The organism is Paenibacillus sp. JT22N12 (genome assembly GCF_056269365.1).
This window is the reverse complement of sequence record NZ_JBWDNU010000002.1, coordinates 766953-783930: the sequence shown is the minus strand read 5'-3', so window position 1 is coordinate 783930 and position 16978 is coordinate 766953. Positions and strand designations below refer to the sequence as shown.

Annotated in this window: 10 protein-coding genes; 5 read left to right on the top strand and 5 right to left on the bottom strand. The window is 53.0% G+C overall.

Features of this window, described 5'->3' with window-relative positions; translation table 11 throughout:
* Positions 1-461 precede the first annotated feature (461 nt).
* Positions 462-1589: a LacI family DNA-binding transcriptional regulator gene (locus tag AC0YOA_RS08815; RefSeq protein ID WP_475786291.1), complete on the bottom strand. Its 1128-nt coding sequence runs from the start codon at positions 1587-1589 to the stop codon at positions 462-464.
* Positions 1590-1733: 144 nt separating this feature from the next.
* Here AC0YOA_RS08815 and AC0YOA_RS08810 point away from each other — a divergent pair, with 144 nt between their 5' ends.
* Complete coding sequence (locus AC0YOA_RS08810; protein ID WP_475786290.1) at positions 1734-4907, top strand: beta-galactosidase; 3174 nt, start codon at positions 1734-1736, stop codon at positions 4905-4907.
* 236 nt (positions 4908-5143) lie between these two features.
* Here AC0YOA_RS08810 and AC0YOA_RS08805 read toward each other — a convergent pair whose 3' ends face one another.
* Together AC0YOA_RS08805 and AC0YOA_RS08800 are read right to left on the bottom strand one after the other, a co-directional pair.
* Positions 5144-5710 (bottom strand): nitroreductase family protein, encoded by a 567-nt coding sequence (locus tag AC0YOA_RS08805; protein WP_475786289.1) that lies wholly within the window; start codon positions 5708-5710, stop codon positions 5144-5146.
* A gap of 625 nt (positions 5711-6335) precedes the next feature.
* Positions 6336-10523 carry an immunoglobulin-like domain-containing protein gene (locus AC0YOA_RS08800; protein ID WP_475786288.1) on the bottom strand — a complete coding sequence of 1396 codons (4188 nt, stop codon included), beginning with the start codon at positions 10521-10523 and terminating at the stop codon, positions 6336-6338.
* Between the two features lie 335 nt (positions 10524-10858).
* On the opposite strand from AC0YOA_RS08800, the gene AC0YOA_RS08795 reads away from it, so the two are divergent.
* Positions 10859-12088, top strand: coding sequence for a hypothetical protein (locus AC0YOA_RS08795; RefSeq protein ID WP_475786287.1), 1230 nt, complete (start codon positions 10859-10861; stop codon positions 12086-12088).
* A 77-nt stretch (positions 12089-12165) separates the two neighbouring features.
* Here the strand turns inward: AC0YOA_RS08795 and AC0YOA_RS08790 are convergent, their stop codons facing one another.
* Positions 12166-12999 (bottom strand): sugar phosphate isomerase/epimerase family protein, encoded by an 834-nt coding sequence (locus tag AC0YOA_RS08790; protein ID WP_210037769.1) that lies wholly within the window; start codon positions 12997-12999, stop codon positions 12166-12168.
* 112 nt (positions 13000-13111) lie between these two features.
* Positions 13112-13969 (bottom strand): amidohydrolase family protein, encoded by an 858-nt coding sequence (locus AC0YOA_RS08785; RefSeq protein ID WP_475786286.1) that lies wholly within the window; start codon positions 13967-13969, stop codon positions 13112-13114.
* 183 nt (positions 13970-14152) lie between these two features.
* Between AC0YOA_RS08785 and AC0YOA_RS08780 the strand changes: the two genes are divergently transcribed.
* From AC0YOA_RS08780 to AC0YOA_RS08770, 3 genes are all read left to right on the top strand, one after another.
* The gene (locus tag AC0YOA_RS08780) at positions 14153-14863 is read left to right on the top strand and encodes a FadR/GntR family transcriptional regulator (RefSeq protein WP_475786285.1); all 711 of its coding nucleotides are present in this window, start codon (positions 14153-14155) and stop codon (positions 14861-14863) included.
* 322 nt (positions 14864-15185) lie between these two features.
* Positions 15186-15851 (top strand): helix-turn-helix transcriptional regulator, encoded by a 666-nt coding sequence (locus AC0YOA_RS08775; protein WP_475786284.1) that lies wholly within the window; start codon positions 15186-15188, stop codon positions 15849-15851.
* Positions 15844-16977: an alanine racemase gene (locus AC0YOA_RS08770; protein ID WP_475786283.1), complete on the top strand. Its 1134-nt coding sequence runs from the start codon at positions 15844-15846 to the stop codon at positions 16975-16977. The genes AC0YOA_RS08775 and AC0YOA_RS08770 overlap by 8 nt, the downstream gene beginning before the upstream one ends.
* The last annotated feature ends 1 nt before the right edge of the window (position 16978 follow it).

The window sequence follows — 16978 nt, the reverse complement described above, 5'->3', positions numbered from 1 at the left end:
AATCCGTTTCACTGTTAGGAAGCAGCCGCTGATGCTTGTAGTATTTGTCAAGACAGGAGAGGTTATGCCAGTATATTTCAAGAAAAAGGGTCTGGAAACAGCAAGAACCGGCTGCGCCATCCTCTGGCGGCGCAGCCGGTTCTTTCCTTTCAACTTATAGCAGGTGATCGATGTGAAACAATATATGGTTAGTAAAACTCTCCGGCCGTAACCGGAGGACACCTATTCCCAATATCGCATGCAGCGCCTATGAGAAAGAAATTGCGAACAGCAGCAAAAGCACAAGCAGGACATACAGAACAAGCGCCAGCAGCAGTACAATTCGTCTGGATTGCCGCATAATAGACTCCTTTTTTGTTAAAGCAGACATTTTACTCTATCCTATGCACAGATCATCCAAACCGGAGCTTATCCGCACCATTAGCCGTCAATAAAGATACCGGACAGGATATGCGGGACAGTCAGCCGGAGTGTCTGACAATCAGTCTGGCGGAGAGAATCACCTTCTCATAGGGGGCTTCCGGGTGCCGGCGTCTGCGGATGAAGGTCTCGACCGCACGCATCCCGAGCCGTTCCTTCGCAAGCTCCACCGTCGTTAACGGGACCGCAGCCTGCAGGCTTGCGGCGGTATTATCAATTCCCAGCACGCGGCACTGATCAGGGAGGCTGATCTCATGCAAACGCAGCAGCTCCAGCAGATGAAGGGCAATATCATCGTTGGCGCAAATAATCCCGTCCGGCAGCTCCTTATTGCTGATTGCCGCCGTAATTCGCCGGTTCAGAACCTGCTGCCAGGAAGAGCCCCCGTAAGGAATGGTCCACTTCTTCAGTTGAATGCCTGCTCCAGTTGGTGATTGTGAAGAAGCCTGCATTGCTCCTTTTGGCAGCTTCCGCATTCCCTGTCTCTGCTGATCATCCAGTGAGATCCGGCAGCCCCAGAACCGCTCCCGGAAGCTGACGGCAAAACGGTCATGTCCGATAAAAACAATGGTTTTGCAGCCCTGCGTGGCCAAATGGCTGCAGGCCATCCGTCCCGCTTCCACATTGTCGTTCAGCACCGCATCCGCTCCCACAACCGCTTCCTCATGGTCGACAAGCACCATGGGCAGCCCAAGCCGGCTTATCCGGAGCAGCACCGAAGCGGGACATTTGCCTGCAATAATAAATCCGCTGGCGCCGGCAATCCGGAGCTCTCCCAGCCCGGTCAGGTCAACCGGACGGTCAACAATCTTGTCCAATATAAAATAGTGCGGATGAAGTCCATGCTCCCTGCAGCCTGCGGCTATGCCTTCTCTGACCCGCTGCCAGAACAAAGGCTCATTGGCATGGATCTCGTTCATGCCGATCAGTATGGTCCCGTTCGCTGCCGCGGGCTGCTTCTGATTGGCTAGCTCCGTCTGCTCCACGCGGGTATCCAGCTCCCTGGAATTGCGCGGGGGGATGCGGTAACCCAGTGCCGCCGCCATCGCGGTCACTTCCCGCCGGGTGGCTTCGCTCACGCCCGGTTTGCCCGATAATGCTTGAGAAACCGTATATTTGGAAACACCTAAACGGTCGGCTATTTGCTGCATGGATATCTTTTGGGCCACCTTCGGTACCTCATTTCAAAAAATATAAGCGTTGACTTTTTGACTCTTCCTCTCTATTGTATGCGCCAAACAGAGTTAGGATCAACCTAACAAAGCTAACAATTTTGTTCTATTAACGATGATGAAACGGGATGGTGACCATTTATGAGCAAGACCGTACTTTTTTACGATGAATCATTTCCTTATGAAGGGCAGAGACCCGGCGAATCGCAGCTTGCCCGTCTGAAAGAGGTTTTTGCTGTGGCTGATGCCGGGCAATTGGCTGAAGCTCTGGCAGATGCCGATGCTTTTGTGCATATTCACGGCGCTTATTTCCCCAAGGATGCCTGGAAAGCGATTTTCAGCCATGCCTCCCAAGGCAAAGGACTGCTGCATGCCGGAGGAGCCCCTTTCAAAATACCGGTATACCGTGAGAACGGCGAGTGGGTGCAGGAACCAGCGCAGACCGCTTATCATCAGCAGCTGCATATTAATGAAGTGCTGTCTGTTTCGGTCAACGGCATTGAAAAGCTGGCCCATAATGCCGATGTTCCACTATTTGCGGATAATGTGAAGCTGTTCACTCTTGAGCCGACTTTCGGCCTTGTCCTGCATGTGACCCGCTCGGATGACCATCCTGCAGAGGGAGGCACCGCCGGACCTATGGACGCCCATATCTACCCGCTGCTCCGCGGAATTAGCGGCGATGGTCTTGCACGGGAACTGGCGGCGCCGGCTGTGCTGCTGGAGCATACGAAGGGAATATTCAGCGGCGGGCGCTGGGTGCTGGTCAATCAGGCGCTGCAGACCGCTTTCTGGGAGAACGGCGGCGCAGATGCGCTTGCGAAATGGGCGGCATTCACCGCTGAGGGCGTGACCGAGCTGTGGCTGAAGCCGAATTACGGCTCCTATGAGCCTGGCGAACGCGCCATCTTCATGCTCCAGGGCCAGCGGATCCAAGAGGCGCGCAAGCCGCATAATCAAGCCGAACCGGCCGAATGGACCTTCAAGCTTCGTGTGTTCCGCTCAAATGAAAGCGCCGTGGCAAATTCCAATCCGGTATTTGAGTACGGGTCCGACCGCTTCACGGAAATTTGGAAAACGGAACAACCGGTTGCCATTGGCCGCGAACTGACTATTGCGCGCATCCCTATGCCGATTACACTTGCAGCCGGATATTATGCGGTTGAATGCGAAGCAGTATCGCCATCCGGCGAGCGCCGGATTCTGCGCCAGGGGTTCTGGGGCTTTGATCAAGAACTGCTTGCTTCAGGCGACTTCCTGACCTGCGACAGGGATTATTTTATCAAGGACGGGCGTCCCCTTCCTATTGTCGGCATGACCTATATGACCAGCGATGTTGCGCGCAAGTATTTATTTTTGCCCAACGCAGCCGTATGGGACCGCGATATGGCTCAGATGAAACGGGCGGGAATCAACCTGATCCGTACGGGCATATGGACAGCCTGGCGCAGCATCATGTTTGTCGACGGCCATCCATATGAGGAGGTGCTGCGGGCTATAGACGCGTTTATTCTGACTGCCAAGCGCCATGATCTGGAGGTTACCTTTAACTTCTTCTCCTTCACTCCGGAAACCTGGGAAGGCGTCAACCCTTATCTGGATCCGCGCAGCGTGGAAGCCCAGAAACGTTTCATTGCCGCGATCGTCTCGCGCCATGCGCAGTCCAGGCATTTGCATTGGGATCTGATTAATGAGCCATCGATGTTCGATCCCAAGCGGATTTTCGAAGGTCCCCGCTCCGCTCACGATCCCTTCGAGCATAGCCATTTCATAGAATGGCTGCGCGAGCGCCATGGTACAATCCGGCTGCTTCAGGAACGGTGGAACATGACGCCAGCCGAGCTGCCCGCTTTCGAGTCGGTCAAGCTGCCTGAGCCGAAGGAGATCAATTTCGGAACAACCGAGACTATGACCAAGCGCGGCGGACCATGGCTCGACTATACATTGTTCACGATGGACATGCATAACCGCTGGGCGGCCCAGCTGATTGAAACCATCCGCTCCATTCAGCCCCGGCAGATGGTCACCGTCGGCCAGGATGAGGGCCTTGGGGCGCAGCGTCCGTCTCCGTTCTTCTATGCCGAAGAGGTTGATTATACAACGGTCCACTCCTGGTGGAAAATGGACGCGCTGGTCTGGGACGGTGTTTTCGCCAAAGCGCCGGATAAGCCCAATCTTATTCAAGAGACAGGCATCATGTACGTGGAAACCCCGGATGGCCGGGCCAAACGCAGCGAAGCCGAGCTCCGCAATATTCTCGAGCGCAAATACGCCTATGCCTTCTCGACCGGCGGCGCCGGCGCTGTGCAGTGGATCTGGAATATCAATTTCTATATGAACAATATCAATGAGTCCCATATCGGCGCTCTGCGCGCAGACGGAACGGAAAAGCCGGAAGCGGCGGTTTCCTATGATTTTGGCTCGTTCATGGGACAAATCCGCGATCTGTTCCGTGGCCGGAAACTCGAAGAGCTTGCGCTGGTCTACCCTTACTCCAATGATTTCTCCAGCCGCAATCTGGCTTATGATGCCACTACCCGGCTGGTAAGGACCTTATCCTACGCGATGAACGTGCATGCCCTGGGCATTAGCGAATATCATCTGGAGCGGCTGGATGAGATCAAGCCCAAGCTTATCATCGTGCCAAGTCCGCATAACTTCACGCAAGCTGCATTGGACGCTCTCACCGCTTATGTTCGTGTGAACGGCGGCACCCTGCTCTTCACTGGCCCTGCCGGACTCGACGAATACTGGCGGCCGGCCGGTCACAATCCGGATGAGTTCGGCGCTCTGGTGAACAGCTCGCAGACAAGCAATCTGCTGCGTGAAGAGCTGCTGGAGCTTGGCGGCTCACTTCTTCCGGTCTCATTCGGCGGGGCCCGGATTGCCGACAGCAACAAACAAAGCGATCCTGCATGGAGCGGACCGGCCAAACTCCATAATGCCCAGCTTGGAGCCGGACGTCTCCTCTACTGCCCGCTGCCGCTGGAGCTTAACGAGCGGATTGAGCCGCTTGTTGCCGTATACAATGAAGCGCTGAATCTTGCAGGCGTAGACAAGGAGCTCGAATGGCTGCGCGGCGGCGAGCTGCCGGGCGTATATGGACGGAAGCTCGCCTTTGCGGAAGGCTCCCTTTATATTTTTGTATCGGAGCTTGGCATGGATGCCGATATTGAGGTGCGTGATCCCTTATCCGGCAAAGGCTACTCCTTCACGCTGGAGCAGGAACGCTCCGTGTTATTTGCGACCGACCTGAACGGCCAGATTACCGCTGTCTACCGCCCGCGAGAGGTACAGATCGACATGAAGAATTAACTATGTTATTGGCACGGCTTGTGGCTTGTCCGCTGCGGGAATCTTATAATTAGCAGCTGGCACAGCGTCAAGTCTCGCCTTTGTAAAAATAAAGTGTTGCTCCTGGCACACGCTGGGGCATCGCGCCGGATGACAACCACACCTCACTATGAAAAACAAATGACCCGGAAGAGCGGCTCTATTCCAAGAGCCCGCCTTTTCGGGTCATTTGTTCCTATACCTATTCTTCTGAAAAATTACTCAATCCATTCTGTCTTGCTCGCCGCGTTTTCACGTCGTCCCTGCGGCTGTAAATCCGGTACCCCCAGAAAAATAAACCCAAGCATCTTGTCCTGCGGGCGCAGCCCGAAGCTCTCGTTCATCAGGGGATGAAAGCAGGGGTCGCCTGTGCGCCAAACCGCACCCAGACCCAGTGCGTGTGTAGCGAGGAGCATATTCTGCATAGCCGCAAACACCGCTCCGTATTCCTCAAGCTCAACCACACCCTTGGCGTCGCTTGGCTCAACTCCCACCCCGATGACGACAGGGGAACGGAACGCTTTTTGCCTGGCGGACTCCGCCTTCTTCACGTTCTCTTCCGAATCCGGTTCCTGCGCCGCTTCAAGAGCGATGCGCGCATACGCGTCCCCCAGCCGATTGCGGCCGTCTCCCGACATGACAAAAAACCGCCAAGGCTGCGTCAATCTATGGTTCGGCGCCCAAATACCGGCCTCCAATATGGTTTCGATCTGTTCTTTGGCTATCGGATCTTCTTTCACTCTGCCGATGCTTCTTCTGGTATGAATCGCTTCAATAATATCCATTTCTGATTCTCCTTCTTGTACCATGTGATCTCTTTATCCTAATGCAGTTGAGTGCTTTATGTAAACCTTCAGAAGCGGAACATTGCAATAAATATCTCTTCATTAATCCATTGGGTCTAAAATAGGACCAATTACGACCTCCTTTTAAGACCGGCCATGATTTTCGGCAGCATTCACTCATCCAATCCCTTCATAAAAAGCAGTGCTTCTTTATTACCAAGAAACAATATGCAAACAAGCCCCCGTTCCACATATTGCGGAACTGGGGCTGGCGCTAATTTCTATGCGTGGAATATCGTTACCGGAGCACTGTTTCTCCTAGAAAAGGATCGAACGGCTGATGATGACAAGCAAGATGAAAAGTACCAGGATAATGCCTATTCCTGCGCCGCATCCAGTCGATACTGGGCTTACTACCGGACCACAATTACCTACGCCTACGCCGCCTACTGGATTACCATATCCGTATGACACCTGCAAAACTCCCTTCGTTTTATACTACTCTGCATTGTATGGGGCTGGCATGTATCATGCCTGTGCGTTTGCCCCTCCATGGCATATGCCTACTAGAGTCGGCTCCCTGCAAACCGGAAATATGCGATAAAATGGTTGTTCTATACAGCCATTACGAGGGAGCTGCCGACAGAGCTGATAAGACTTTCTGCATACGTAAAAGCAGGGTCACTGCCTCCGCGCGGGTGGTCTTGTCAGTGGGCATAAACAAATTGCTGCTTCTGCCCTGAAGAAGCCCCTGGCGAACACTTGCCAGCACATAGGGCTTTGCCCATATGGGAATATCGGAATCATCTCTAAATGATGTGCGGCTGGAGATGTCGATTTGCAATTGCAGCGTTCGGGCAGCCAGGACAGCCAGTTCATTGCGACTTATTGTATGGTTAGGCAGGAAGGCGCCATCGGTGTACCCTTTCACAATCCCTTGGGAGACTCCATAATGAATAGCCTGCCGGGCCCAATCCGGGATATCGCCTGAATCCGTAAAAACCTCTGCGGTTGACTCGGCGGCTGTTTCCGAGCTTGAATCATCCAGTATGCGATAAAGCATCACTACAAATTCTGCCCGGGTTACCGCGTCATCGGCGTGAAACCTCAGATCCGGATCTCCCTGCACGATTCCTGCCGATGCAGCCTCACAGATTTGTACTGCTGCCCAATGTCCATGGATATCCGTAAAAGCGCATGATGCTTCGTTGGTTCCCTTGTAGACTGTTCGATGAATGGTGTAGGTGTAGGACTGCACCGTGCCATCCGGCGCTTTGACCGAAATGACAAGCACATTATCGCCTTCGGACAGTTGAATGGTTATGGGACCTGTCAGAGCTTCGCCTTGCAGGGAAATTGTACTTCCTGAATCTGCCGGCAAGGCGTGAATCTCAATCTGTTCTGCTGTAGTTTCGATCATCCCGTCTGGAGATGACAAAAGCTGCTTGCCTTCAACGACAAAGCTGATATCCTTCAATGCCGCATTGCCGGAAGCGATTGATGGCGGATAATTGTAATAAACTTGATTCTCAACCGTTACGGTTCTTATAACTTCAGCTGCCGTTATTCCTGCCGGGTCCTGAACATTGTAGCGCAGCATATATGTTCCGGCTGCTTGTGTATTTACCGATCCGGTGACGGTGATCCGGTCCGAGATATCTCCGTAGTAGGCATCAGCCGCCTGAGCTCCAGGTTCAGTGAAGGTCTCCCCCGCCTTCAGCTTAATTACGGATTGACCAAGCAGCGTAATGACGGGAGGAGGTATGACGTAGACCAACCGTCTCACCGAGAGCGCTTCATTATTGGACGTATCCGTGACATTATAATTCAAACTGTACGTTCCGGGTCGGCTGGAATCTACCGTTCCCTGAATGGAGATCAAGGCAGACAGATCTCCCTCATACAAATCCTCAGCTCTTGCTCCAGGATCTTGATAGGTGCTGCCGACTCCCGCGACCATCACGCTATCCCCTTCTAAAGTAATAACGGGAGCCGCTGTATCCTTCACATACACATACCTCGTCACGGTAGGCGCGGCATTATTGGCCTGGTCGACAGCACTGTACAGCAGAGTATAGGTGCCCAGCTGCCGCGTGTTTACCGTTCCAGTGACGATTGGCTCAAGGGCTCCGTCCTGAGGATCCACCGCCGCTGCGCCAGGGTCGGTGAATGTGCTGAAAACTTCTGTTTCCATGGGATTCGGGCCCTTCAAATAGACCGCAGGCGCGTCTCCATCGTATACATTCACATTGCGTGTCACGGATGCCTGATTGCCCGCGTGATCGCTTACTTCATACAGGATCTGATAATTGCCGATGCTTGCAGTATCCACGCGTCCTGATTTTGCAATAGCGGTTGCTGGAATAATCCCGTCAATCCTATCCTCAGCAATCGCACCAGATTCAACATAAGGATGCCCGACTGGCACGCTCATGGGATTGCTGCCATTCAGAGCCAATACCGGCGGAGTATTGTCCAGGACAAAAGGATCCGATACCTCGTCGGTACGATTGCCGGCAAGGTCTTTGGCCTGAATGTGCAGATACCATTTTCCATCTCCGCTGTTCCGGATGAGCGTGTCCCCGCTCGCAAAAGAGGTCCACCCGCTGGCTGGCACGTCCGGGCTCTGCGTCCAAACGTATTGCAGAGAGGCCGGGTCCAGCCCGCTTTCCGCATCCGCTGCCGTCACCAGGGTTGCGGCCGTTTTTGCTGATGACAAGCTTCCATTCTCACCGTATTGAACAACGGGGTACACGGAATCTCTTATTACCGTGATTGTATACGTTTTGCCTGGCAACAGAAGAGGTTCCATACGGATCGGAATTACCGTCGATGGTCCTGACACCTCTACTGCGGTTGCGCTGCCGCTGGCTTGCAGCTGGTTGTTGATATAGAGAGACGCCCGTGACGGCATATTGACAGCAGCTGCCACATGTATTTTGTCGACGGAAGCTCCAATATAAGAGTATGTATACTGGGCAACTGCGGTCTGGAAAGGCGGATTGAGATTGCCCTCCTGCAGCGTTAAACCCGTCAAAGCCGCTCCCGTACCCGGAATAACAGTTTGACCAGCTATGCCATCCCCCCACACAACAACAGTGCCGTCTGATTTCAATGCGAGCGAATGATAGCTGCCGGCGGCAATTGCAATGACTCCCTTCAGTCCTGCCGGCACATCTGTTTGACCCCTGCCATCACCGCCCCAGGCTGCTACAGTGCCATCCGATTTCAATGCGAGCGAATGCTCAACTCCCGCAGCAACCGCTATAACGCCCTGTAATCCCGCGGGTATGCTCGTTTGACCATAATCATTTAGTCCCCAAGAAGCGACGGTCCCGTCTGATTTCAGCGCCAGGGCGTGGGAATTTCCTGCGGCAACGGCCACTACATCTGTCAGACCCGTCGGCACATCTGTTTGACCGTACATATTATAGCCCCAGGCAACAACCTTGCCGTCTGATTTCAGTGCCAGCGAATATCCATTTCCTGCGGCAATCGATATGACGTCTTTCAAATCCGACGGTACTTTTGTAATAACCAGTCCCCAAGCGACCACGGTGCCATCAGACTTCAGCGCCAATGAATGGAAATCCCCCGCAGCTATCATATAGGTTTTGACTGGCGGAGCAAGTTCTGCCGGTATGTTGTCAGAATAACTCGATCCCCATATCCTGATGCTGCCGTCGGCTTTCAACGCGAGCGAATAATTAGATGACGCGGCCACGGATACCACACCATTCAGACCATCCGGTACAGTGGATTGGGTATATTCATTATCTCCCCAAGCCACAACGGAACCGTCCGGCTTCAACGCGAGCGAGTGGTAGGATCCTGCTGCGAGCCTGCTCCTTTTCACAGGTGAAGACAGCTCTGCAGGCACATTAGTCTGACCGCTGGCATTCAATCCCCAGGCGGCGACGGTACCGTCCGCTTTCAATGCGAGCGAATGACTGCTTCCTGCCGCGATCATGGTCACCTTGTCAGGAAAAGACAAATCCGCCGGTGCGTTCAATTGACCATTCGCATTGTCTCCCCAAGCCGCCACTGTACCATCCGTTTTGAGCGCAAGCGAAAAGACTCTTCCTGCGGTGAGCGTGACTGTCCCGCCAAGATTGGACGGTACAACCGTTTGACCCAAACTGTCCGCTCCCCAGGCTACAACCGTGCCATCCGCTTTGAGCGCAAGCGAATGGGTTCCTCCAGCGGCGATCGATATGACTCCGCTTAAGTCCGGAGGTATGTCCGTTTGGCCGAAATTGTTATCTCCCCAGGCGACGACACTGCCGTCCGTTTTGAGCGCAAGCGAATGCAGCCCCCCGACGGCGATCGATACCACTCCGCTTAAGTCTGCCGGCACTGTCGCTTGACCGAAGCTGTTGTCTCCCCAAGCGACGACGGTGCCGTCTGTCTTGAGAGCAAGCGATTGGGAACCCCCCGCAGCGATCACCGACACTCCGTTCAGCCCCGCCGGCACATTCGTTTGACCGTAAGTATTATTCCCCCAAGCCGCGACGGTGCCGTCCGTTTTCAACGCGAGCGAATGAAACAATCCCGCGGCAATTGCGGTCACTCCGTTCAGACCCGCCGGCACGGTTGTTTGACCAAAGCTATTATCTCCCCAGGCAGCAACGGTACCGTCCAGCTTCAGCGCTAATGAATGGGAATCTCCAGCAGCGACCATAACAGCCTGCGCAGGAGTCGGGGCAGCTTGCGCCGTCCGGGAGAAATCGGCGATAACGGCACCAAAAAAACAAAACTGCATGACAGCAAGCAGAATAACAGCGGATGTCTTGCCTATTTTTATCGATTTCATGATTGCATGATCATTCCCTCTCCAACATCAATTTTCGACATAATGGCTTCCACGCCATTCATATGCAGATCATGCTGATTAAGCTTTGTCAAAGCAGGGAATCAGAGTTAATTCTGTATTAAGGTTGAGGGGATTCTGAGGTGGGATAAATGATTCAGGAGCGGGCCATCACGATACTATCGTAACACCTAATCAGGTGTTTAGAATCATTTTCTTACGGCGCATCACAATATAATTTTTCCGATTGACGGGCCATTGCTTCCTTTTCCGCAACAGGTTTAATTGAATGTAAAGAAGTAAATAATGCTAGAAAAAGATAACGGGGATAGGCAAATATGATTAAAAAAGCGGTTTTCAAATACCCTCGTCGTCAAACTGCCTATGTCAGTTCGCTGGGAACCACACAGCTTCATTTGCGGGCGCCTTGGGTCATCGCATGGTGGTCCATGGCTTTTCCGGGTTTTGGACATCTCCTCTTATCCAAATATTTAAGGGGCTATGTCTTGATCGGATGGGAATTATTAATCAATTTCAAAGCTGAAATCAATCAAGCGATGGTATTATCTTTTACCGGGCAATTCGCCATGGCTAAAGAGGTACTTGACGTAAGATGGATGTCCTTATATGCACCGGTGTATCTATTTGCTATCTATGACAGTTACCGGACAACGGTTGACTTAAACCACCACTACACATTGGCGGACAGGGAAAAGGCCTATTTTCCATCCTTTATTATCAACGGGCTGGAAATCAACTATCTGGATAAACGAACTCCCTGGGCCGCATTTGTTTGGTCGCTTCTCATGCCGGGGATGGGTCAGCTTTACATTCACAGGATTGCCACTGCCTTCTATGTGCTTGCCGGCTGGATCAGCACGGCTTACATGTCTCATTTTTTGGAAGGCTTACAGTATTCATTAATGGGTGAATTTAGCAAAGCGACTGCTGTCTTGCAGCCCGAATGGCTCCTGTTTATGCCCTCTATTTATGGCTTTGCTGTATATGACGCCTACACCAACACCGTAGAAAACAACAAAGTATTCGATAAAGAGCAGAAGCTGTTTTTGAAATCCAATTATCAGAAAAGAAAGGACGGTCCTATGCGGGTCATTTCATCTTTTGACCATTCCATCTATCTTGAGCTTGCGCTAACGGCATTGGAAGAACACGGAATTGAAAAAAGGAGCATACTTGCGGTTCCTTTGGAAAAAGCCGCAGAAAAACCTAAACTTCTGGACAGCATCCACCGCTCTGACGGTACGAGTTTAATTGATACTGGTGCCGCATGCGCGACAGCTCTGACGGTTATTGCCTCATCCATCGGATTTGTTTTACATTGGGGGCCAATTATATGGGGGTTAATCGGGGCTTCAGCAGGTTTCATTATCGGAGTCCTGATCGATTGGCTATTAAAACGACAGAAATCCAATCAAAGAAAAACACAAGCGATAAAAGGTAAAAGTACGGAGGTTATTGTTGTAATCGATTGCGAAGCGCATCAAATGGAAGCAGTAGAGGCTATCCTCTGGAAGCATATGGCGTTTGGCGTGGCTAAACTTCAATAAAAAACATCCAAGAAGGCGGGAGCGACATGCCCCCGCCCTCTTGAATGCTTACTTAATGCTAACGGATAAATCGATGCTTATAAATCTGCAGCCTGAAACACCTTGTCAAAACCGGCTTTGGACCGCTGGGCAAGCTGCTCCGGCGAATCCGTCGGCGCCGGGGCGAGGATTTCCTGGGAAACCGCTCCCTGATAGCCGATTTTATGGAGCGCCCGCAGGAAGCCGCCCAAATCGATAACACCCTCGCCCGGATAGATCCGTCCGCCATCCATCGCTTCCGACACCGGCACATCCGGAGCGTCATTAATATGGACATGCACGATCTGATCGGCGCGCAGCGCTTCAATATCCGCAATAGTCAGCTCATTCGTGTACCAGTGGTAAGAATCAAAGAGCAGGCCGACATTCGGCTCGCCGATGGCATCAATCCAGTCCAGTGTTTCCTGCAAGGTCCAGATAAACGGATTCTTCCATGCGGTGCGCAGATGATGCGGTCCGACGAACTCCAGACCAAGTCTGATACCATAAGCGCCCAGTATTTGCGCACAGATACGGATCCTGCGCGTAGCCAGCGCCATGAAATGCGCTGCTTTGTAATCCGTGGCGGGAAGAACATACGTACAGCAGCTTGTACAGCCCAGTGATGCGGCGGCCGCAGCGGCTTGTGTCAGCTTCGTCAATCCCTGTTGAAAATTCTCATCCGTGTTTCTCCAGTCCACAGGAAGTCCAATGGAACCGATTACAACATTATGGCTCTTAAGCAGCTCGCGGGCGCCTTCAACCCCATGGCGTTCCACCAGGCCCAGCGCATCCACATCCACAGCCTGAAAGCCGTATTGCGAAGCCAATTTAATAAGCTGTTCGTCATTCTCCACTTTTCCCAAACCGGCAGAAGTCAAACCTCTAAGCATTCCTGCACCTCCATATGAAGATATTATTATCGCGCTGCTTATATCCTCAATAAGTATATCAGTTTTATAGAAGGCTTCAACCTCTACCGCCAAGAAAAATTGCGCTGGCCGATTACAGATTATAGAAGGAAACAGCAGTACCTCCCAATATTGCGTCCCTCTCGGCCTGCGGCCGGTCCTGCAGCGCCAGATTAGTCTCTGCCCATACCCTGCCGTAGTCGCCTGCCAGATTCGCCACCGGCCAGTCGCTGCCGAACATCAAGCGGTCCGCCCCGAACAAGTCAATCGCATAGTCGATATAGGGCTTGATGTCGGAAGCCGACCAGTTCTCCGCAGCCGCGGTGTTAAGCCCGGATACCTTGGCATAGACATTCGGATATGCGGCTGCAGCCTTCAGCTCGCCAGCCCATGGCTCCATCCGCTGCTCCTTGATCTGCGGCTTCGCCAGATGATCGATGACCATTCTCAGACCCGGGATTTTCTCTGCAAGGGCCGGCACATGCTTAAGATGGTTCGGGAATACAGCTACAACATCGAACGTCAGTCCGAATGCCGCCAGCAGCTTCAGCCCTTCAATAACCGTATCCTGCACGACCCAGTCGGGATTCTTCTCTTCATGAATAAGGTGGCGAACCCCCTTGAACAGCGGGTTACGGGTATACAGCTCCAGCCTCCTGGCCGCTTCATCGGGCTTGTTAAGCGGAACCCAGCCCACCACGCCTGCCACCCAATCATACTGCGCTGCCGTCTCCAGCATATAATCGGTATCCTCATAGGAGTCCATTGCCTGAACGATGACGGTTCGATCAATTCCGTTCTCCCGCAGCAGCGGCTCGAGCTCCGGCGCTTCAATCGTCCGGTAAATCGGGCCAAAGCCTGCGTTCAGCCAAGGGTAGGCCACCTTCTCCAAATTCCAAAAATGCTGATGTGCGTCAATCCTTGGTTTCGTCTTAACCGGGAGTGGCTCCATTGCCGCAATCGCTCCTTTTTAAAGGGTTTAGGGTCCATTAATTCGGTTGGTTATTGGTACTACCAGAGTACCTAATATTGACCTTATCACACGTTCTTGTGCAGTTCAATAAAATTCTGTATAGTAGGCTCCATAACCCTATCCCTGAACATTTCCACCAGCAGGTCTATCGGAGGCTACCGTATGTTTGAAGTGAATCCCGTCAAGAAAGTGACCGTAACTGAGCAAATTATGGAGCAAATAGCAGGGCTTATCACCACCGGACAGCTTCGTCCCGGCGAGCAGCTGCCCAACGAAAGAGATCTGGCCGAGAAATTCAAGGTGACGCGGGGCCGCGTGCGCGAGGCTCTTCGGGCATTGTCTCTGGTCGGCCTGATCACCATCAAGGCGGGCGAAGGCAGCTTCGTTAACGAGCAAATGGTACCCCTGCCCGCGGAAACGATTATCTGGCTGTTCCATAGCGAAATTCATAATCTGGATGAGGTATACGCCGCCAGGCAGCTTATAGAATCAGAGGTCTACCTGGCTGCAGCCGTGCTTGCCAAGGAAGAGGATTACGCCTACCTGCAGAGCCTCCTCACGACTCTCTCCAAATCCATTAAAAAAGCCGATCCCGCCGTTTTTATGGACGGGCTGGATACCTTTGATCTCTACATGGGAGATATATGCGGCAACCGCATCTATGCCAAGCTGATGCAGACGATCGTCCATCTCCGCCGGGAGACCAGCCTGCGGCTGCTGCGGGTTCCCGGCGCGATCGAGAACAGCGTGGAGATGCGCTCGGCTCTCTTGAAGTCCTGCCAATCCAAAGATATGGCGCTCGTGAAGGAATCGGTCGAGGCGTTCTTCCGGAACTCACGGCGTTTCTATGACAATATTATCGCGAAGTCATAGTCTTGTGTCTCGTTAAGAAGAACCGGCTGTCGCCGTCCTTTTGGCGGCGCAGTTCGTTTCTTCCCTCAAACCTCATAGACATTTATAGGCGTGAAACTTATAAAACTTATACATGCTATAAGGTTATCAAAAAAGGCAAGAGAAGGCATCATGGGTGCCTGTGCTCTTGCCTTTTCATTTGCTCCGCCCGGTCCTTCGTGAAGCATGGCGACTATAGAACAAACTTTTTGTTATTCAAACTAAATTTATGTTTGAATTCATTTTGGTTTGTGTTACTATTTTCGAAAGAAGCATATTTCACAGGGGGAGACCGTGATGAACGATGGAGTCTATCCACGAGGACTTTGAATTTTACAGCGATATGATCAAGGGTATTGCCTCTCAATTCGGGGATCAATGCGAGGTTGTGCTGCATGATTTGACCGGCGATTACGAAAGCACGATCGTGGCCATTGAGAACGGCCATATCACCGGAAGAAAAATCGGCGATCCCGGTACGAATCTGGGACTGGAGATTTTGCGGGGCAGTCAGGTCAACGGCAACCGGTTCAATTACATGACGCAAACCAAGGATGGGCGCATCCTCCGCTCCACTTCCATCTACAAGAAGAACCGCGAGGGCAAAATCATTGCCGCCATCTGCATCAACTATGATGTCACGGATCTGATCCTCGCCAAGAGAACGCTTGATTCATTAACGACCGGCGGACAGCAAATCGATGTGAAGGAATCGTTCGTCAGCAATGTGAGCGATCTTCTGGACGCGCTGCTTCAGGAGGCGCAGGAGCAGGTTGGCAGGCCAGTGGCTGCCATGACCAAGGAAGACAAGATGAGGATGATTCAGCTATTGGACCAGAAAGGCGCTTTTCTGGTCAAGAAAAGCGGCGAGAAAATATGCGGCTATCTGAACATTTCCAAATATACGCTGTACAGCTATCTGGAAGAAAGCAAATCCCAAGCGGAAGGAAAGGGGGAGCAGCATGAGTGAGTCAGCGGATAAGTCCATGTCGCCAATTCAGCCGCAGACGCCTTGCATCGTTATTGAACAAGCCGTTATGGAGCGCAATATTCAGGCTATGGCTGAAGCTGCCCGAAGTCACGGGGTTCAGCTTCGGCCACACGCCAAAACCCATAAGCTGCCCGAAGTCGCTCACCGGCAGCTGCTGGCCGGAGCTGTCGGCATAACAGTGGCAAAGGTGTCAGAGGCCGAGATCATGGCGCAAAACGGGATCACGAATATTTTCATTGCCTATCCGCTCGTAACGCCGGATAAAATCGGGCGCGCCATCCAGCTGAGCCGGCAGATCACGCTGATCGCAGCCGTGGACAGCCTGGAGGGCGCCAAGCGGATGAACGAAGCTGCCGGCCTCAGCGGGCATCCGCTGCAGGTAAGACTGGAAATCGACACCGGTCTGCGGCGGACCGGCGTGCTGTACGACCAGGCGCCGGAGCTGGCAGCCCGTATTCATGAGCTGGAGCATCTGCGGTTGACGGGAATTTACACCTTCCGCGGAGCGATTCACAAGCAGAAGCCGACACTTGATCTGCAGGCCGCAGGCGAGGAAGAAGGCCGCATGATGGCTGATTTGGCCGGGCGGCTGCGCGCAAGCGGCATCCCTATCCTCGATGTGAGCGTAGGCTCGACGCCGACTGGCAGGTACGCCGCTGCTGTAAAGGGCGTTACCGAAATCCGGCCGGGAACCTATGTCTACCAGGACCGGATGCAGGCGCGCCTTGGCGTATGCAGCCTTGAGGATTGTGCCGGCAGCGTCTGGGTGACGGTCGTCAGCAGGCCGTCGGCTGATCTGGCCGTCGTTGACGGCGGCAGCAAAACATTTGCCACCGATGTGCAGCCCGGCGTCGAGCCGCTTATGCTCCAGGGCTTCGGCCATGTCGAAGGCCTGGATGATGCCGTGCTGGAGCGGCTCTCCGAGGAGCATGGCATGCTGCGCCTGGGACCGGATGCGCAGAAGGCGAATCCTCAGATCGGCAGCCGGCTGAGGATTATCCCGAACCATATTTGCAGCACCGTTAATCTGCATAATAAAGTGTTCTTCAAAAGCGGCTCGGCATTTGAAGAAATGGCCGTGCTCGGGCGCGGAATGCTGGAATAGC